Below are 17,462 nucleotides of genomic sequence, written 5' to 3'. Positions count from 1 at the left end.
CTCGTTGCGGTTAACGGCCGATTGCCGGCCGATGTTGTACGTGTGTCGAGGCTCACACAATAACCCGTAAATGGTCCTCCCAAACATCTTTCGGGCGTGTGTTGTTGCGGTCGCGGCTATCGATCCGGCCGTTGGATAGACTGACCTGCACATTGCCTCCGTAGCTCAGGTGGATAGAGCAAGGGCCTTCTAATCCCTAGGTCGCACGTTCGAGTCGTGCCGGGGGCGCGGGTGGGGTGCGTTTTGCCTCAGTGATCCCTGAGAAGCCTGTTTCTACTGATTCGAACTGAGCAGTACGACTTTGCCGATATCGTCGCGGACTGCGCGGCCCCGCTGCTGGTGAGCCCGGGATTGTTGTCCCGGATGTCGTTGCTGAGCTGCAACCTCGACGCGCCCCGAGAAACAAAGCCACATACCTTGGATGCGCCCCTTCTGCTCGGGGACACCGCTTGACGGCCGACCAATCAGCGCCGCGCGAAACCGAACCGCTAGAGGTGGCTCACCGCGAAGTCCGCGGCTCGGCCGGTCATGCCGTTCACCCCGTAGGAAGCGTGCGCCGCTGGGTCGTTGCCGGTGCCGCAGATCCCGTCCCCCGGTGCGCACAATTGCACCGTTTTGGGCTGATAAGCGGCACCGATCGTGATCGGTGGCGCATTGAGGTGGCTCAAGAATTGCGGGGACGGGGTGCCGAACAGGGCTACCGCGGCGATGTGGCTCGCGACGTCGGGCGCCAGCGGCTGGGGAACGGACGCCACGGGCACGCCGTCGGGCACGGCGGCCGAAGTGACGTAGCCCGCGACGGCCGCACCTTGGGAGAATCCGCCCAGTATCTCGCGCGTGCGCGGGCAGGAATTGGCCATCGACTGGATGTGTGAGCTGGCGTCCCGAATTCCGTCGACAACCGTCTTCGGGAAGTTGGGGTTGCCGAAGTCATCGCTGGCCGGATAGTTGACCGCGTACACGTTGAAGGAGCGGCCGCCAACCCGGGAACGCACAGCGTCGACGAAGGACCCTCCGATACCGCCCACCCCGGGAGGTTCGTTGGTCCCTCGGGCGAAAACGACCTCGACGTCGGGACACGGCGCAGCCGCTGCGGACGGAAGCGCTAACAGGGCAGGGACGGTCACCCCCGCCGCCACGCCGGCCGCCGCCGCGAACCGGCGAAATGATCGTCTCATCACGAAAAACACTGCCTCATCTCAATGTCGGGTGAGTTAGGTGGCGGGACTCGGCCGGAATATGGAGTTCCGACGGCCCAGCCGGAACAGCCGACCCGCACGGTCACCGCTTCAGGCGCGGCCGTGGCCCTAGCACTCAGTTGCCCACGATACCGAGGGTGACGAGCACGCCACCGACCGCGAGCAGCAAGATGGCAACTTCCAGCCGGCGACGTGATCGGATCCAGGAATTGAGCCTGGCCACCCCTCGCCCCGTCGCTTCTGGTTTCAGCAGGTATGCGAGCAAAGGAATCTCTACGAAAGCGAAGGCCATCGCATGGAACGCGAGCAGCGCGGCGACCTGGGTCGTGGCCGAGGCGCGGGAGGCCAGGATGACCGCCAACGCAGCCAAGTAATCCACGGATGGGAGGCCCGAGCCCAGACCGGCCACGGCCGCCACCCATAGCGAACGCCCCTCGAGCAGCTGTCGTAGCCAAACGACCGGACGAAGCGAGCCGATTCTGGTAACGACCACATCGAGTTCCGGCCGGCGCCCGCCTCGGCCCAACAAAATGTTTGCGGCCAGGACCGCGCCCACCAGCATGGCCAACCCACCGATCATGAGTTGGGCCCTGGGCAACGTGAGGTAGGTCGTATCAGCGAGCCGTCTGCGAAACACGAACAGTACGACCAGACCGACGGTGATGCCCATGGCGAAGCCCCCGCAGAGGAACGCCAACAATTGCAGCGTCGGCTTGGGCCGATTGAGCAGCAGCGCGGTCATGCCGATCCGGAACGGTTCGAGGCTCACCGCGATGGCCATCACCAGGATGGTGATCCACATGGTGGCAGGCTTCTCCGTCTTGGGTGTCGGCACGGATGTCGCCGCGACCGTACCATCGGCGCGCCGCAGGCCCTTCGGTGTCCAACCCCTCGCAGTTCGCTATCCGGTGCGATGATGACAAGGTGGCTGACGGCGAACCACCTGCAACTGGCTCCGAGATCCCTGGGCAGCCGTTAGCTGCCGGCGCACCTGCGAGCAGCGGTCGGGCCCAGTTGAAAGCCGTATTCGCCACCTGGCCGACGCACTTGGCCAACGGGCTGTCTCATCTGGGTGCGGGACTGTCCCTACTGGGCAGATGGCTGGCCCGCCTGGGCAGACGGCTGGCACGTCTGGCCGAGCTCAGACCATCGCCTTTACAGAAACTCGCCATCCTGGGCGGACTCGCCGGCCTGAGCATCTTCGGTGCTCTCGCCTTTCCGGGTAATCCAATTGGGCAGGCGTGCGTCATTGCGTTTGTTCCTGGCTTCTGCATCACGTTGGGCATCCTCGGAACTCGCTGGTACGCCGGGCACGAGATCAACCAAAGCCTCGCGAACGCAACGCAGAACGCGCTGTACGCGATCCTGCACTTGAAGAAGTCCGTTCGCTACGTCGACGACCGCCTCGCCGATGCGCAGCGCCAGTTGGAAAGCGGCAGCAAAGAAGGCGCACTGATCGAGGTGGTGCGAGCCAGGACCGCAACGGAGTTGTCGCTAGGCACTGCGGAGCAGTCGGTACGCCGATGGGAGTCAGTGGTCATCAGCGACGCTCCCCCGCCGCGCATCGTCGCGGGGGACGGTCCTGTTAGGAGGCCGATAGAGCACGACGAAGCCTCGGCATTGATCACGGGCAGCGTGGCTCGGGTCGAGGACGAATACACCTTGATCATCAATCGCGGTTCAGAGCACGGCCTGCAGACCGACATGGTGTTCGCGGTGATGGCTGATGGAGGAGACGAGATCCTGGACCCGGAGACGGGTTCGGTGATCGGTGAGCTGCCGGTGGAGAAGCTGCGGGTGAAAGTCGTCGAGGTGCAAGCGAAATTCTCGCGAGCGGTGACGTTCCGGACGTACACACCGGCGAAACTGCAGTATCCGGCCTTGACTGAGTTTGCCCGAGCGGGTGTGCGGACCGACGACGTCGGACCGTATGAGTCCATTGACGAGTCGATCACCAAGATGCTCGAAACCGAACTGGCGGAACCTATTCCGATGCGCGAGAAGATCGGCAACGCGAAGCCGGCCGGTGACGACGCGCAGGTCCGGCCGCAGGTGCGGGTCAATATCGGTGATCGGGTGCGGCAGGTCCCCTAGCTGTCGTCGGCTCCCGACCACATCACCGGGTACAGCTGGTGTGTGCCGCGGATGCCCTTGAGTTCGACCTCGCGAGGTGTGTCCAGCGCGATTTCACGCGAATTCTGAATCTCGTCGCGAATCGACTCGCTGATCAGGATCTCACCCCCGTCGGCCTGACCCGCGACTCGTGCGGCCATAGCGACATTGCGTCCGAAGAGATCGTCTCCGCGTCGCACCGAGCTGCCCATGTGCAGGCCGATCCGTACGCGAATGTCGTTGAACCGTTCAGGTTCTGCTTGCAGCGCCCGCTGCACGGCGATGCTGCACAGGACGGCCTTTGTGGGGTCAGGGAAGGCGATCATGAAACCGTCGCCCTGCGTTTTCACCACGTGGCCACCGTGGCCCTCAACCTGCTTGGCTATCAGCTTGTTGTGGCGTTCCAGCAATTTCACCCAGCCCCTGTCGCCGAGTTCTTCGTTGAGTTCGGTGGACCCTTCGATGTCGGAGAAGGCGATGACGACGTTGCCGTCCGCTGTGATCCTTGCGAGATCGGGCCATTCCACTCGTGCCCAGCCGGCGAGGTCCTCGACCGAGTTACGCACGGTGGCGCCAAGCCCCTTGTTGATCAGAGAGTCCGCTGTCCGCCAGACCCTCTTGACCGCGAGCGGAGCCACACCGGGCCTGCGGCGGCGACGACGGTTCGGACCCTCCAATCGCATGCGCGCCAACGCTTTTCGTGCTCCGCTCAGCTGGCGCCGCGACACAATGAGCACAACAAACGCCGCGATCAACCCGGCGAACTCGGTGAGGGCGATGATCGCCCAAAGAACTGTCGCGCTCACCCGACGATTATGCCGGGACCGCCTCCCGACTCGGAATGTCGGCCGAGGCCGTCAATTGCAGGGCCGGGTCAACCACGTCGTTGTCGCGCAACAGCTTCACGTCGGCGTGGTAACTCATCGACGTCAGCCACGGTTGGTCGGTGCCCTGCCGGGGTAGCTCGTGCACCACGCGCTGGACGTAGCCGGCCGCGAAGTCCATGAACGGCCGGGTCGGCATGTCGGGGTCGTCGAGGACGGGACGCGCGGTGTCATAGCCGTGCGCATCCATATGGCTGAGCAACCGGCAAAAGTGTTCGCACAGCAGTCCGACCTTGAGCGTCCAGGAGGAGTTGGTGTAGCCGATCGCGTACGCGAAGTTCGGGACGTCGGACAGCATCATCCCCTTATAGGCCACCCGCTCGGGCAGGTTGACCGCTGCGCCGTCGACCGTGAGCGAAATCCCGCCGAACGCCTGCATGTTCAAACCCGTTGCGGTGACGATGATGTCGGCATCGAGCTGGCGACCGGATTCGAGCTCGATGCCGGTCTCGGTGAAGGTGGCGATCCGGTCGGTGACCACCGACGCGCTGCCGTTGCTGATCGCCCGGAACAGATCAGAGTCGGGCACCGCGCACAGTCGCTGATCCCACGGGTTGTACGTCGGGCTGAAGTGCTCGTCGACGGGGTAACCCTCGGGCAGTCGCTTGGCGTTGAGATGGCGGATGATCTTGCGGGCCAAGGACGGGTGCTTCTGGCAGAACTGATACACCGCACGCTGCTGAGCGATGTTCTTACGGCGGGCCAGCGCGTAGCCGAGTTTGTCGCCCAGCAGGGCCTTGGCCGCATTGGCGAAGACGTCTTTTGAGGGCACCGGCATGATGTAGGTCGGTGAGCGTTGCAGCATGGTGACGTGCCCGGCCCGCTCGGCCATCGCCGGTACCAGGGTGACGGCGGTGGCGCCGCTGCCGATGATGACGACCTTTTTGCCCGCGTAGTCCAGATCCTCAGGCCAGTGCTGCGGGTGCACGATCTGACCGTTGAATCGGTCGCGTCCCGCGAAATGCGGTGTGTAGCCCTCGTCGTAGCGGTAGTAACCGCCGGCGCAGAACAGCCAGTTGGCGCTGATCTGTACCGGCTGACCGACGTCCGTCCGCTCGGCGTCGACAACCCAGCGCGCGTCCACGCTCGACCAGGCGGCGCCGCTCACCTTGTGATGGAACCGGATCTTGCCGTCGATGCCGTTCTCGGCGGCGGTCTCGCGCAGATAGGCCAGGATCTTGTCGGACGTTGCGATGGCGTGGTCGTCGCGCCATGGCTTGAACTCGTAGCCGAAGGTGTGCAGGTCGGAGTCCGAGCGGATGCCCGGGTAGCGGAACAGGTCCCAAGTGCCACCGGTGGCGCCGCGCGCTTCCAGGATCGCGTAGCTGCGTCCCGGATGCTCCCGCTGCAGGTAGTACGCGGCGCCGATGCCCGAGATTCCGGCGCCGATGATGAGGACGTCGACGTGTTCGACGGTGTCTGCGGACGGGTGGGGCATGGTCGTGGCTCCTGATCGGCGGGATGCGTTGGGCCAATAGTCGCCGGATTGGCGCCGCCAACCAAGTATATTTCTTCTCAATTAACCAGCGGTTGTGGTGCATTTTGCACCACCACTTTACTGTGGCTAAATGCCGTGGAAACGTCCGTCCGAGCCGGTCAGGGAGCTGATTCGGCAGTGCGCGCAGATCACTGTGAACCCGCGAGCCGAGTGGCTCGATGAACTCGACGCGGAGGTCCTGGCGGCCAGCCCTCAGATCGCCGCCGATCCCGAACTGGCCGCGGCCGTCAGCCGGAGCAACAGGGCCAACATGTACTTCTGGGGAGCGGCCAATGTGCGCGACCCCGGGGCGCCGGTGCCTCCGAACACCGGTCCAGAACCGATGAACATCGCCCGAGAAGTCGCCCGCCGCGGCTTGACAGCGTTCACCCTCGACGCCTATCGCGTCGGTGAAGCGGTGGCCTGGCGCCGATTGATGGAGATCGCCTTCGAGCTAACCTCCGATCCCGCCGAACTCCACGAGCTGCTGGACGTCTGCTCCCGCTCGATCAGCGCCTACATCGATGCCACCCTGGCGGGCATCGCGGCCCAGATCGATCAGGAGCTGGATGACCTCACCCGCGGAACCCATGCCGAGCGGCGGGAGACCGTCGCGCTGATCCTCGATGGCGCCCCCATCACCCGCAAGCGGGCCGAGGCGCGCCTGGGTTACGCGTTGACCGGACCGCACACCGCGGCCGTCATCTGGAGCGACGATCCGGGTGCCGACATGGCTCGGCTGGATGCGGCCGCCGAGGCGCTCGGGCATGCCGCGGGGGTACGGCCGCTGACGGTCCTTGCCAGCACCGCCACTCGATGGGTGTGGATCCCGAGTGGATCTTTAGACGTTGCGCTGCTGCGAAATTCGATTGCGGCAATGCCCGATGTACGCGTTGCAATCGGGCCGACAGCCGACGGAATCGACGGATTCCGGCGCAGTCACTTCGATGCGATCACCACCCAGCAGATGATGGCTCGCCTGCACTCGCCGCACCGCATCGCCCAGTTCGCCGACGTCGAACTGGTAGCCCTGCTCACCGCTGACCCCGACCGCGCCGGCGAATTCGTGCGCCACACTCTCGGTGACCTCGAGACGGCGGGCAGTGAACTACAGGAATTCGTCCGCATTTTCGTCGACGAGCAGTGCAATGCCTCCCGCGCGGCGGCGCGGCTCTACACCCATCGCAACACCCTGCTGCGCCGGCTGGCGCGGGCCGACGAGCTGCTGCCGCGTCCGCTGGCCGAGAACAGCGTCAACGTGGCGGTCGCGTTGGATGTGCTGCGCTGGCGCGGACGGTAGCGGCAGGCTGAAGCAGAGTTTGGCGAATCCCGCACGACGACGCCGTCAACCCGTTACTGTCGGTCTCCGGGTGGGGACCCGTTGACTTTTCAGGCTCGATCTTCACAGGTGGGACAATGCGCGTTCGGCTTTTTGCTGCGGTACTGGCTATTTCGGGAGGGACGCTGCTCGCGGCACCCGCGATCAGTGCGGGCGGATCGACGATCGTTCTCGGCAGTTGCAGCCACGGCTATTACTCGAATTCGGACGGGCAGTGCATCGCTTCGCCGTCGGCGGGCGGCGGGTCCGAAGGCGCCACAGCCGTGTGCGGCGACGGCACGTACTCCCACAGCACGCACCGCTCCGGCACCTGTTCTGGCCACGGCGGCGTCAAGCAGTGGCTGACGAGCTGACCTCGACCGGAAGTTAGCCGCCTGCCCGACGCAGCATCGCTTCGGCATGCCGCAGCACCGGAGAGTCGACCATCTGGCCTTCGAACGCAAACACGCCCCGCTCGGACTTGGCCGCTTCCAAAACCCTTCGCGCCCAATCCAGTTTCTCGTCGCTGGGCCGATAGGCGTTGCGCACCACGGGAACTTGGCTGGGGTGGATGCACACGGTCACGTCGAAGCCGACCGCCACGCCATCGACGGCCTCTTCCCGCAAGCCGTCGAGATCGCGGATGTCCAGGTGCACCGCATCGAGCGCCAGGCGGCCAAATGCCGACGCCGCCAGCAGCGCTGTCGACCGGACGTGCCGGGCCACATCCCGATAGCTGCCGTCCGGCCGTCTACTGGAGCTGCCCCCCAGGGTCGCCACCAAATCCTCAGCGCCCCACATCATTGCGACGGTGCCTTCGGCAGCGGCGATCTCGGTGGCGAAGAGCGCGCCGCGGGGTGTTTCCAGCAGCGCGATGACATCGCGGGGCGCCAGCGCGTCCACCTGGGCCGCCGACTCGGTCTTGGGCAGCATCACCGTGGTGTACGCGGTCTCGGCCAGGGCCTGCAGGTCGAGCGCCTGGTCTTCGGTGCCGGCGGCGTTGATCCGCACCACGGTACGTTCAGGATCCAACGGGGTCTCACGCAACGCGGTGCGCGCCGCGGCCCGCTCCGCCGCAGCCACCCCGTCCTCCAGGTCGAGGATCACCACGTCGGCGGCTGCCGCTGCCTTCGCGAACCGCTCGGGACGGTCGGCCGGGCAGAACAGCCAAGCGGGGCCGGCGTCACGCAATCTCATTGCGGCTCTCCATCACTGGCCGCTTCTGTACCAGCGTCGTGCGCACAGCCCGCGCAACCACATCGCCGTGCTGGTTGCGTCCGGTGTGCTCCAACGTGACGATGCCCTCGCCCGGACGGCTTTTCGACTCTCGCTTTCCGGTACACACCGTCTCGGCATAGAGGGTGTCGCCGTGGAAGACCGGCTTGGGAAAGGACACCTCAGAGAACCCGAGGTTGGCCACGATGGTGCCCAGGGTCAACTGGGAGACCGATAGTCCCACCAGGGTCGACAGGGTGAACATGGAGTTCACCAGCCGCTCGCCGCCGAAGCCGGGTTGATCGGCGGCCCACGCCGCGTCCAGGTGCAGGGATTGGGTATTCATGGTCAGCGTGGTGAACAGCACGTTGTCGGCCTCGGTGACGGTCCGACCGGGCCGGTGCAGGTAGGTGGTCCCGATCTCGAACTCCTCGAACCACAACCCGCGCTGGACAACGGACTTGGCATCGCTCATGACAGCCCCAGGGATCGCGCGATGAGCATGAGTTGCACCTCGGTGGTGCCCTCGCCGATCTCGAGGATCTTGCTGTCCCGGTAATGGCGCGCCACCGGGTACTCGTTCATGAAGCCGTAGCCACCGTGGATCTGCGTGGCGTCCCGGGCGTTGTCCATGGCCGCCTCGGAAGAGATCATCTTGGCGATCGCCGCCTCCTTCTTGAAAGGCTGGCCCGCCAACATCTTTGCGGCCGCGTCGTAGTACGCCGTGCGAGCGACGTGGGCCCGCGCTTCCATCCGGGCGATCTTGAAGCTTATCGCCTGATACGAACCGATCGGCTGGCCGAACGATTGGCGTTCCTTGGCGTACTTGACGCTCTCGTCGACACAGCCCTGCGCCACCCCGGTGGCCAGCGCGGCGATCGCGATGCGGCCTTCATCCAGGATGGACAGGAAGTTCGCGTAACCCTTCCCCCGCACGCCCAGCAAATTCTCGACCGGCACCCGTGCGTCGTCGAAGGACAGCGGGTGGGTGTCCGAGGCGTTCCAGCCGACCTTGTTGTAGACCGGTTCGACGGTGAAGCCCGGTGTGCCGTTGGGCACGATGATGGTCGAGATTTCTTTTTTGCCGTCGGCCAGGCTGCCGGTCACCGCGGTGATGGTGACCAACGAGGTGATGTCGGTGCCCGAGTTGGTGATGAATTGCTTGCTGCCGTTGATGATCCAGTCGTCGCCGTCGAGCCGGGCGGTGGTGCGGGTGCCGCCCGCATCGGATCCGGCACCGGGTTCGGTCAGACCGAACCCGGCCAGCGCGCGTCCTGCGATCAGGTCCGGGAGCCACTTCTGCTTCTGTTCCTCGGTGCCGAAACGGTAGATCGGCATCGCACCCAGTCCGACACCGGCTTCCAGGGTGATGGCGACCGACTGGTCGACCTTGCCCAGTTCCTCCAAGGCCAGAGCCAGTGCGAAGTAGTCGCCGCCCATACCGCCGTACTCCTCGGGAAAAGGCAGGCCGAACAGACCCATATCGGCCATCTTGGCGACCACTTCGTACGGGAAGCTGTGTTCCTCGTCGTGTTTGGCCGAGACAGGTGCGACGACGGTGCGCGCGAAATCGGCCACCGTGTCGCGGAGTTCCTCGTATTCCTTGGGCAACGTGCCCGCGCCGATCGTTGTCGTCATTATTCTTTTTCCTTGCTCTGGTCGGCCGGGACGAACCTGGCCAATACCTGTTCAAACTTCACCTGGTCCCCGACGGCCACCAGGACCTCGGCCTGCCCCGAAACCGGTGCTGCCAGTGCGTGTTCCATCTTCATCGCCTCGACGACCACCACCACGTCGCCCTCAGACACCTCGTCGCCGGAGCCGACCTGCACCGCGATCACATTGCCCGGCATCGGGCTGAGGACCTCGGCCGGCCGGTCGCCCGCCGCGCGGTCGATTTTGTGTTCCTCGGCCTCCCGGATGTGCCAGGTGCCCCGTTCATCACCGATCCACAAGTGCCGGTCGGCCTCCGCACACCGGTACTCCCGGCGCACACTATCCAAGGTAACCACGAGTTGACCATGCTCGAGTTGCACGGTCGCGCTGGCTGTTTCGCCGTCACCAACTTCAACGGTGGCCGATCCGGGCAGACCCCACACCGACACGGTTTCGCTGCGCAGCGGGGTACGCATCGCGGTGCGGACTGGGGCTGCGGCACCGCCTACGCGCCAGCCGTTCGGCGTGGCCCACAGGTTGCCCCGGGCACGCCGATCGATTGCCCACTGGACGTAGAGGCCGGCGGCGGCGAACACGTCGTCGGGAACGGCAAGCGGCGCGAAGTCGGCCAGCCGCTCGTCGAGCAGCGCGGTGTCGAGGTCGCCCGCCTGGACCCGCGGGTCGGCCAACAGGAACCGCAAAAACTCGATATTGGTCTGCACCCCCAGAACGGTGGTCTGCGACAGCGCCCGGTCGAGCCGCGCCAGCGCCTGACCGCGGTCGGCACCGTGCGCGATCACCTTGCTCAGCATCGGGTCGTAGTCGCTGCCGACCACCGTGTCCGCCAGCAGTGAGGAGTCCACGCGTACACCGGCTCCGGACGGCTCGATCACCTGTAGCACTTGGCCGCCGGTCGGCAGAAATCCTCGCGCGGGGTCCTCGGCGTACACCCGGGCCTCGATCGCGTGGCCGTTGAGTTCGACGTCGTCCTGCGCGAACGCAAGCTTCTCCCCCGCGGCCACCCGCAGCTGCCACTCGACGAGGTCCAGCCCGGTAACCGCTTCGGTGACGGGGTGTTCCACCTGCAGCCGGGTGTTCATCTCCATGAAGAAGAATTCGTCGGGCCGGTCGGCCGAGACGATGAACTCCACCGTGCCGGCGCCGACGTAGTCCACGCTGCGGGCGGTATTGCAGGCCGCTTCGCCGATCCGCGCCCGGGTCGCGGCGTCCAGCAGCGGTGAGGGTGCCTCCTCGATGACCTTCTGGTGGCGTCGTTGCAGGCTGCATTCGCGCTCGCCGAGGTGCACCACATTGCCGTGCGTGTCAGCCAGAACCTGAACCTCAATGTGCCTGGGCCGCAACATGAACCGCTCCAGGAACAGGGTGTCGTCACCGAATGCGGACGCGGCCTCCCGGCGGGCGCTGATCAAGGCTTCGGCCAGGCGCGCCGGTTCCTCCACTAGGCGCATCCCTTTTCCGCCACCACCCGCGGACGGCTTGACCAGCACCGGATAGCCCACGTCCTCGGCGGCCGCGATCAGCTCGTCATCGGTCAGCCCGGGCCGCGCTATGCCCGGCACCACCGGTACGTCGAAGGCGACGACGGCGTTCTTGGCGGTGATCTTGTCGCCCATCACCTCGATTGCGTGCGCCGACGGACCGAGGAACACCACCCCGGCGCGGTCACAAGCGGCCGCGAAGTCTTTGTTCTCAGAGAGGAATCCGTACCCTGGATGAATGGCCTGCGCTTCGGTGCGCAGCGCGGCATCGATCACTTTGCCGATGTCGAGGTAGCTTTCCCGCGCGGGCGCCGGCCCAAGCCGAACGGCGGTATCGGCTTCCCGGACATGCCGGGCACCGGCGTCGGCATCGCTGTACACCGCAACCGATCGGATACCGAGACGGCGCAAGGTGCGGATCACCCGGACGGCGATCTCACCGCGGTTGGCCACTAAGACTGTGTCAAACATGTCACATCCGAAAGACGCCGTAGGAGACCGATTCCAGCGGAGCGTGGGCGCACACCGAAAGTGCGAGGCCAACAACGGTTCTGGTGTCGGCCGGGTCGATGATGCCGTCGTCCCACAGCCGGGCGGTTGAGTAATACGGGTTGCCCTGGTCCTCGTACTGGGCCCGGATGGGCGCCTTGAACTCCTCTTCCTCGTCTGGGTTCCAGGGTTTGCCCGCGGCGGAGAGTTGCTCGCCGCGCACCGTGGCCAGTACGGACGCGGCCTGCTCACCGCCCATCACCGAGATCCGCGCGTTGGGCCACATCCACAGGAAGCGAGGCGAATATGCGCGCCCGCACATCGAATAGTTGCCCGCGCCATAGGAACCGCCGATCACCACGGTCAGCTTCGGCACCCGAGCGCAAGCCACCGCCGTGACCATTTTGGCGCCGTGCTTGGCGATACCGCCCGCCTCGTAGTCGCGGCCGACCATGAAACCGGCGATGTTCTGCAGGAACAGCAGCGGGATCCGGCGCTTGTCACACAGCTCGATGAAATGCGCTCCCTTGACAGCCGATTCGCTGAACAGCACGCCGTTGTTCGCGACGATGCCCACCGGGTGGCCGTGGATGCGGGCGAAGGCCGTCACCAGCGTCTTGCCGTAATTGGACTTGAATTCGCTGAATTCGCCGCCGTCGACGAGCCGGACGATAACTTCGTGCACGTCGTAGGGAACCCGCGGGTCGGGGGGCACGACGTCGTAAAGTTCGCTCTGCTGGTGTTTGGGGTCGACGGTGGGTAGTACCTCCCACTGCGCGGGTTCGCGTGGACCGAAGGTCGCCGCGATCGAACGCACGATCCGCAACGCGTCCTCGTCGTCGTCGGCCAGATGGTCGGTGACGCCGGAGACCCGGGAATGCAGGTCGCCGCCGCCGAGTTCCTCGGCCGTGACGATCTCACCGGTGGCCGCCTTGACCAAAGGCGGACCACCGAGAAAGATCGTGCCCTGCTCGCGCACGATGACGGCTTCATCACTCATCGCCGGCACGTAGGCACCGCCCGCCGTGCAGGACCCGAGTACGGCCGCGACTTGCGGAATTCCTTTAGCGCTCATGGTGGCCTGGTTGTAGAAGATCCGGCCGAAGTGCTCACGGTCGGGAAACACTTCGTCCTGACGCGGCAGGAAAGCGCCGCCGGAGTCGACCAGGTAAATGCATGGCAGCAGGTTCTGCAGCGCGACCTCCTGGGCGCGCAGGTGCTTCTTGACCGTCATCGGGTAGTACGTGCCGCCCTTGACCGTCGCGTCGTTGGCGACGATCACGCATTCCCGCTCGGACACCCGGCCGATACCGGTGATGATTCCCGCGCCCGGGGATTCGTCTTCATACATGCCGTTGGCGGCCAGCGGCGCCAGTTCCAGGAACGGACTACCCGGGTCGAGCAGGCGGTCCACCCGTTCGCGGGGCAACAGCTTGCCGCGGCTGACATGACGCTCGCGGGCCCGCTCGTTACCGCCCAGGGCGGCCGCGGCGAGCTTGTCGTTCAGCTCGGCGATGAGGCGACGGTGCTCGTCGGCGAACGACGGCGCGATGGTCGTCACCTCTTAGCCAATTCCGAAACAATCAGGGGCGGTTGAGTTTTCGCCAATACCTCTTCGACCGACACGTCGGGCGCTGTCTCAATCAGGTGCAGGCCTTCGTCGCGGACGTCGATGACCGCAAGTTCGGTGACGATCCGGTTCACGCACCCCACCCCGGTCAACGGCAACGTGCACCGCTCCAGGATTTTCGGGCTGCCGTCCTTGGCGGCGTGCTCCATCACCACGATGACCTTGCGCGCGCCATGCACCAGGTCCATTGCGCCGCCCATACCCTTGACCATCTTGCCGGGGATCATCCAGTTGGCGAGGTCCCCGGTGGCCGAAACCTGCATGGCGCCAAGGACCGCCACGTCCAGATGTCCGCCGCGGATGACTCCGAATGAGGTCGACGAGCCGAAGAACGCCGCACCCGGCTGCACGGTGACCGTTTCCTTGCCTGCATTGATCAGATCGGCGTCGACATCTTCGCGCCGAGGATAGGGGCCCACACCCAGGATGCCGTTTTCCGAATGCAGCACGACGTGCACGCCGTCCGGGATGTGGTTGGGGATCAGGGTGGGAATACCGATGCCCAGATTGACGTACTGCCCGTCTTCGAAGTCCGCCGCCACGCGTGCGGCCATCTGGTCTCTGGTCCAGGTCATCTGTCGCTCCCTTCTGCACTCGTCGATACCCACACTGGCGTGACACTCGACGTCGACAGCCACGCTGGCGTGACGCTCGGCGCTGGAAGGTGCCCACAGCTCCGCGCGGTCATCTGGTGCCCCCTTGTGCACTCGTCGACAGCCGCACTGGCGTGACACTCGACGTCGGCGGCCACGCTGGCGTGACGCTCGGCACTGGGAGGTGCACACAGCTCGGTCACAAGACAGGTCACGAGCGCACCGTCTCTTTCTCGATGCGCTTTTCCGGATTCGGCACATGCACGACGCGCTGCACGAAGATCCCCGGGGTATGCACGGTGGCGGGATCGATCTCACCGGGCTCGACGAGATGCTCGACCTCCGCGATGGTGATCCTGCCCGCGGGCGCGCACTCCGGATTGAAGTTGCCGGCCGCGTAGCGGTAGACGAGGTTGCCGTGTCGGTCGCCCTTCCAGGCGTGCACCAGTGCGAAGTCGGTGCGGATGCCCCGTTCCAGAACGTAGGTGACGCCGTCGAACTCGCGGGTCTCCTTGGGCGGGGAGACGACCGCGACTTCCCCCGAGGCGTCGTAGCGCCACGGCAGTCCCCCGTCGGCGATCTGGGTGCCCACTCCGGCCGGTGTGTAGAAACCCGGAATCCCCATGCCGCCAGCGCGCAGCCGTTCGGCCAGCGTGCCCTGCGGAGTCAGTTCGACTTCGAGCTCACCGGACAGGAACTGACGCGCGAACTCCTTGTTCTCGCCCACATAGGAGGATATCGTCCGCCGAATTCGCTTGTGCTGCAGCAATACTCCCAGGCCGATACCATCAACGCCGCAGTTGTTGGACACCGTCTCCAAGTCGGTCACACCGCGGTCGGCCAATGCCGCGATGAGCGCCTCCGGAATCCCGCACAGTCCGAATCCCCCGACAGCCAGCGACGACCCGTCGGTTATGTCCGCGACCGCCTCCGCAGCGGTAGCCACCACTTTGTCCATTTGCCGCAGGGCCTCCGATTTCAGTTAATAATCATTAACTGGACAGTGAGAATACCATTGCCGATACGGGCGCGTCCAGGGAGGGCCAGTGCAAGCAGCGGTTATGCCCGGCCGGCCAGAAATTCGATCGCCTGCTCGCGCATCTGTGCTTTGCGGACTTTGCCCGTGACGGTCATCGGGAATTCCTCGACGATCCGTAGATAGCGCGGAATCTTGAATCTCGCGATACGGCCCGCACAGAAGTCCCGCAGCGCCTCGATGGTCAGCTCCGGGGCGCCGTCGCGCAGCTTGATCACCGCCATCAGTTCCTCGCCGTATCGTTCGTCGGGCACCCCGATCACGTGACCGTCCACGATGTCGGGGTGGGTGAGCAGAAACTCCTCGATCTCGCGGGGTGCGATGTTCTCACCACCGCGCACCACGATGTCTTTGAGCCGTCCGGTGATCTGCACGTAGCCGTACTGGTCCATCGACGCCAGATCGCCGGTGTGCATCCATCCGTCCGCGTCGATGACCTCCGCGGTCTTCACATCGTCTTTCCAGTAACCGGACATGACGGAGTAGCCACGCGTGCAGAACTCGCCTGCCACGCCGCGCGGAACGGTGGCGCCGGTGGCGGGATCTATCACCTTGATCTCCAGGTGCGGCGCCACCCGACCGACGGTTCCGACGCGCCGTTCCAACAAGTCGTCGGGGCGTGTCTGGCTGCTGACGGGTGCCGTTTCGGTCATGCCGTAGCAGATTGAGACCCCCGGCATGTGCATCCGCTCGATCACCTTGCGCATCACCTCGACGGGGCAGACAGCGCCCGCCATGATCCCGGTGCGCAAGGTATTCAGTCGATAGTCGGCGAAATCCGGCAGACCGAGCTCAGCGATGAACATCGTCGGTACGCCGTACAGACTCGTGCAACGCTCTGTCTGCACCGCCCGCAGCGTGGCGGCGGGGTCGAAGCTGGGCGCCGGGATTACTACGCAGGACCCGTGGCTGGTAGCCGCTAGATTGCCCAACACCATGCCGAAGCAGTGATAGAAGGGCACCGGGATACAGATGCGGTCCCGTTCGTTGTACCCGAGCAATTCGCCCACCAGGTATCCGTTGTTCAGGATGTTGCGGTGAGTCAGTGTCACGCCCTTCGGGTGTCCCGTTGTGCCGGAGGTGTATTGGATGTTGATCGGATCGGTCGACGTCAGCTGCCGAGCCGCCGAGCCCAACGTGCCCGCGTCCGGCTCAGCGTCGGCCAACTCCTCCCATCCCTTGGTCTCCATCAGCACGACGGCGCGCAGGTCGGGACATTCCGGCGCCGCCTCGGCGAGCATCTCGGCATAGCTCGCGTCCTTGAACCCCGGCGCCGCAATCACCAGCGCTACACCCGATTGCTTTAGGGCATAAGTCAATTCACGCAACCGATAGGCCGGATTGATGGTGACCAGGATGGCGCCGATCTCCGCGGTGGCGTATTGCACGAGCACCCATTCCCAGCGGTTGGGAGACCAGATGCCGACCCGGTCACCCCTGCGGATGCCGGCGCGCAACAGCCCCGTCGCCAGCCGGCGCACATCGGTCAGCAGCTCGGCGTAAGTCCAGCGCCGCCCCGCGGTGACGTCGACGAGCGCATCGCGGTGCCCGAAAGACGTTGCGGTGCCTGCCAGGTTGGCGCCGATCGTCACTTCGAGCAACGGGGGCGTGCTAGGGCCGCGTTCGTAAGAAAGCGTCACGGTTCCTCCGGCCGGTGCGTGGATGCTACGTTAGTGACGATTAACCGAGATGTCCAGGAGGTCGTCATGGCAGCGTCCGCCCAGGACCGCGAGCACAGTCGGCCCGATTCGCCAAATCGCCGCAGCCAGTTGAAATCCGACCGGCGTCTACAGCTGCTGTCGGCCGCCGAGCGTCTGTTCGCCGAGCGCGGGTTCCTTGCCGTGCGACTGGAGGACATCGGCGCCGCCGCCGGCGTCAGCGGTCCGGCGATCTACCGGCACTTCCCCAACAAAGAGTCGCTGCTGGTCGAGTTGCTGGTAGGGATCAGCGCGAATCTGCTCGCCGGTGCGCGTGCGGTCTCCGACCGCGGTGGCGATGCCGCCGCGACGCTGGACGGCCTGATCGACTTCCATCTCGACTTCGCGCTGGGCGAGCCCGATCTCATCCGGATCCAGGACCGCGACCTCGCGCACCTGCCCGCGTCCGCCGAGCGTCAGGTGCGCAAGGCTCAGCGGCAGTACGTCGAGATCTGGGTAGGTGTGCTCCGTGAGCTGAACCCCGAACTCGCCGAAGCCGACGCCCGCCTGATGGCGCACGCGGTGTTCGGCTTGCTGAACTCGACCCCGTACAGCATGAAAGCGGCCGACGCCAAGCCCGCCCGGGCGGTGCGCTCGCGCGCTGTGATGCGGGCCATGACTATCGCCGCGCTCACCGCCGGCGATCTCTGAGTGCGG

At 65.4% G+C, this 17,462-nt stretch carries 17 protein-coding genes and 1 tRNA gene; 5 read left to right on the top strand and 13 right to left on the bottom strand.

Going from position 1 to position 17,462, the window contains the following annotated elements:
- Positions 1 to 154: 154 nt before the first annotated feature.
- Positions 155 to 228: transfer RNA gene (locus BN972_RS12895), tRNA-Arg, on the top strand.
- A gap of 20 nt (positions 229 to 248) precedes the next feature.
- On the opposite strand, the gene BN972_RS31195 is transcribed toward BN972_RS12895, so the two are convergent.
- The 3 genes from BN972_RS31195 to BN972_RS12885 all read right to left on the bottom strand — a co-directional run bounded on the left by BN972_RS31195 (position 249) and on the right by BN972_RS12885 (position 2,001).
- A complete protein-coding gene (locus tag BN972_RS31195; protein ID WP_342342414.1) occupies positions 249 to 446 on the bottom strand; it encodes a DUF732 domain-containing protein in 198 nt (65 codons plus the stop codon).
- A gap of 42 nt (positions 447 to 488) precedes the next feature.
- A complete protein-coding gene (locus BN972_RS12890) occupies positions 489 to 1,178 on the bottom strand; it encodes a cutinase family protein (protein ID WP_036360755.1) in 690 nt (229 codons plus the stop codon).
- 136 nt (positions 1,179 to 1,314) lie between these two features.
- A complete protein-coding gene (locus BN972_RS12885; protein ID WP_036358369.1) occupies positions 1,315 to 2,001 on the bottom strand; it encodes a GAP family protein in 687 nt (228 codons plus the stop codon).
- A gap of 212 nt (positions 2,002 to 2,213) precedes the next feature.
- Between BN972_RS12885 and BN972_RS28835 the strand changes: the two genes are divergently transcribed.
- Positions 2,214 to 3,293 carry a hypothetical protein gene (locus BN972_RS28835; protein ID WP_148305393.1) on the top strand — a complete coding sequence of 360 codons (1,080 nt, stop codon included), beginning with the start codon at positions 2,214 to 2,216 and terminating at the stop codon, positions 3,291 to 3,293.
- Here BN972_RS28835 and BN972_RS12875 read toward each other — a convergent pair.
- Complete coding sequence (locus BN972_RS12875) at positions 3,290 to 4,117, bottom strand: adenylate/guanylate cyclase domain-containing protein (RefSeq protein ID WP_036358366.1); 828 nt, start codon at positions 4,115 to 4,117, stop codon at positions 3,290 to 3,292. The two genes, BN972_RS28835 and BN972_RS12875, sit on opposite strands and share 4 nt — an antisense overlap.
- 7 nt (positions 4,118 to 4,124) lie before the next feature.
- A complete protein-coding gene (locus tag BN972_RS12870) occupies positions 4,125 to 5,633 on the bottom strand; it encodes a flavin-containing monooxygenase (RefSeq protein ID WP_036358363.1) in 1,509 nt (502 codons plus the stop codon).
- A gap of 130 nt (positions 5,634 to 5,763) precedes the next feature.
- Between BN972_RS12870 and BN972_RS12865 the strand changes: the two genes are divergently transcribed.
- Complete coding sequence (locus BN972_RS12865; protein WP_036358361.1) at positions 5,764 to 6,972, top strand: Rv1453 family transcriptional regulator; 1,209 nt, start codon at positions 5,764 to 5,766, stop codon at positions 6,970 to 6,972.
- A gap of 116 nt (positions 6,973 to 7,088) precedes the next feature.
- The gene (locus BN972_RS12860) at positions 7,089 to 7,364 is read left to right on the top strand and encodes a DUF3761 domain-containing protein (RefSeq protein ID WP_036358358.1); all 276 of its coding nucleotides are present in this window, start codon (positions 7,089 to 7,091) and stop codon (positions 7,362 to 7,364) included.
- A gap of 13 nt (positions 7,365 to 7,377) precedes the next feature.
- On the opposite strand, the gene BN972_RS12855 is transcribed toward BN972_RS12860, so the two are convergent.
- The 8 genes from BN972_RS12855 to BN972_RS12820 form a co-directional block, all read right to left on the bottom strand.
- Positions 7,378 to 8,187 carry an HpcH/HpaI aldolase/citrate lyase family protein gene (locus BN972_RS12855; protein ID WP_036358355.1) on the bottom strand — a complete coding sequence of 270 codons (810 nt, stop codon included), beginning with the start codon at positions 8,185 to 8,187 and terminating at the stop codon, positions 7,378 to 7,380.
- Positions 8,174 to 8,680, bottom strand: a complete 507-nt coding sequence (locus tag BN972_RS12850; RefSeq protein ID WP_036358352.1) for a MaoC family dehydratase — start codon at positions 8,678 to 8,680, stop codon at positions 8,174 to 8,176. Before BN972_RS12850 ends, BN972_RS12855 begins: the two co-directional genes overlap by 14 nt.
- Positions 8,677 to 9,843 (bottom strand): acyl-CoA dehydrogenase family protein, encoded by a 1,167-nt coding sequence (locus BN972_RS12845; RefSeq protein ID WP_036358349.1) that lies wholly within the window; start codon positions 9,841 to 9,843, stop codon positions 8,677 to 8,679. The genes BN972_RS12850 and BN972_RS12845 overlap by 4 nt, the downstream gene beginning before the upstream one ends.
- Positions 9,843 to 11,831 carry an acetyl/propionyl/methylcrotonyl-CoA carboxylase subunit alpha gene (locus BN972_RS12840; protein ID WP_036358346.1) on the bottom strand — a complete coding sequence of 663 codons (1,989 nt, stop codon included), beginning with the start codon at positions 11,829 to 11,831 and terminating at the stop codon, positions 9,843 to 9,845. The genes BN972_RS12845 and BN972_RS12840 overlap by 1 nt, the downstream gene beginning before the upstream one ends.
- A gap of 1 nt (position 11,832) precedes the next feature.
- Positions 11,833 to 13,410: a carboxyl transferase domain-containing protein gene (locus tag BN972_RS12835; RefSeq protein WP_036358343.1), complete on the bottom strand. Its 1,578-nt coding sequence runs from the start codon at positions 13,408 to 13,410 to the stop codon at positions 11,833 to 11,835.
- Positions 13,407 to 14,054, bottom strand: coding sequence for a CoA transferase subunit B (locus BN972_RS12830; RefSeq protein ID WP_036358340.1), 648 nt, complete (start codon positions 14,052 to 14,054; stop codon positions 13,407 to 13,409). Before BN972_RS12830 ends, BN972_RS12835 begins: the two co-directional genes overlap by 4 nt.
- 229 nt (positions 14,055 to 14,283) lie before the next feature.
- Complete coding sequence (locus tag BN972_RS12825) at positions 14,284 to 15,030, bottom strand: CoA transferase subunit A (RefSeq protein ID WP_036358337.1); 747 nt, start codon at positions 15,028 to 15,030, stop codon at positions 14,284 to 14,286.
- A gap of 101 nt (positions 15,031 to 15,131) precedes the next feature.
- Entirely contained in the window at positions 15,132 to 16,772 is a 1,641-nt protein-coding gene (locus tag BN972_RS12820) for an AMP-binding protein (protein ID WP_036358335.1), read from the bottom strand.
- A gap of 42 nt (positions 16,773 to 16,814) precedes the next feature.
- Here BN972_RS12820 and BN972_RS12815 point away from each other — a divergent pair, with 42 nt between their 5' ends.
- A complete protein-coding gene (locus tag BN972_RS12815; protein ID WP_036358332.1) occupies positions 16,815 to 17,456 on the top strand; it encodes an SACE_7040 family transcriptional regulator in 642 nt (213 codons plus the stop codon).
- The last annotated feature ends 6 nt before the right edge of the window (positions 17,457 to 17,462 follow it).

Source organism: Mycobacterium asiaticum DSM 44297, from assembly GCF_000613245.1.
In the GTDB taxonomy this organism is placed as follows: domain Bacteria; phylum Actinomycetota; class Actinomycetes; order Mycobacteriales; family Mycobacteriaceae; genus Mycobacterium; species Mycobacterium asiaticum.
This window is presented reverse-complemented; position numbering and strand designations above follow the sequence as displayed.

Bases quoted from the DNA above. Each gene is read 5' to 3' on its own strand.
- BN972_RS12885 (WP_036358369.1), bottom strand. From the start codon at position 2,001: ATGTGGATCACCATCCTGGTGATGGCCATCGCGGTGAGCCTCGAACCG.
- BN972_RS12860 (WP_036358358.1), top strand. From the start codon at position 7,089: ATGCGCGTTCGGCTTTTTGCTGCGGTACTGGCTATTTCGGGAGGGACG.
- BN972_RS12865 (WP_036358361.1), top strand. From the start codon at position 5,764: ATGCCGTGGAAACGTCCGTCCGAGCCGGTCAGGGAGCTGATTCGGCAG.
- BN972_RS12890 (WP_036360755.1), bottom strand. From the start codon at position 1,178: ATGAGACGATCATTTCGCCGGTTCGCGGCGGCGGCCGGCGTGGCGGCG.
- BN972_RS12840 (WP_036358346.1), bottom strand. From the start codon at position 11,831: ATGTTTGACACAGTCTTAGTGGCCAACCGCGGTGAGATCGCCGTCCGG.
- BN972_RS12855 (WP_036358355.1), bottom strand. From the start codon at position 8,187: ATGAGATTGCGTGACGCCGGCCCCGCTTGGCTGTTCTGCCCGGCCGAC.
- BN972_RS12815 (WP_036358332.1), top strand. From the start codon at position 16,815: ATGGCAGCGTCCGCCCAGGACCGCGAGCACAGTCGGCCCGATTCGCCA.
- BN972_RS12825 (WP_036358337.1), bottom strand. From the start codon at position 15,030: ATGGACAAAGTGGTGGCTACCGCTGCGGAGGCGGTCGCGGACATAACC.
- BN972_RS12830 (WP_036358340.1), bottom strand. From the start codon at position 14,054: ATGACCTGGACCAGAGACCAGATGGCCGCACGCGTGGCGGCGGACTTC.
- BN972_RS12850 (WP_036358352.1), bottom strand. From the start codon at position 8,680: ATGAGCGATGCCAAGTCCGTTGTCCAGCGCGGGTTGTGGTTCGAGGAG.
- BN972_RS12870 (WP_036358363.1), bottom strand. From the start codon at position 5,633: ATGCCCCACCCGTCCGCAGACACCGTCGAACACGTCGACGTCCTCATC.
- BN972_RS12845 (WP_036358349.1), bottom strand. From the start codon at position 9,843: ATGACGACAACGATCGGCGCGGGCACGTTGCCCAAGGAATACGAGGAA.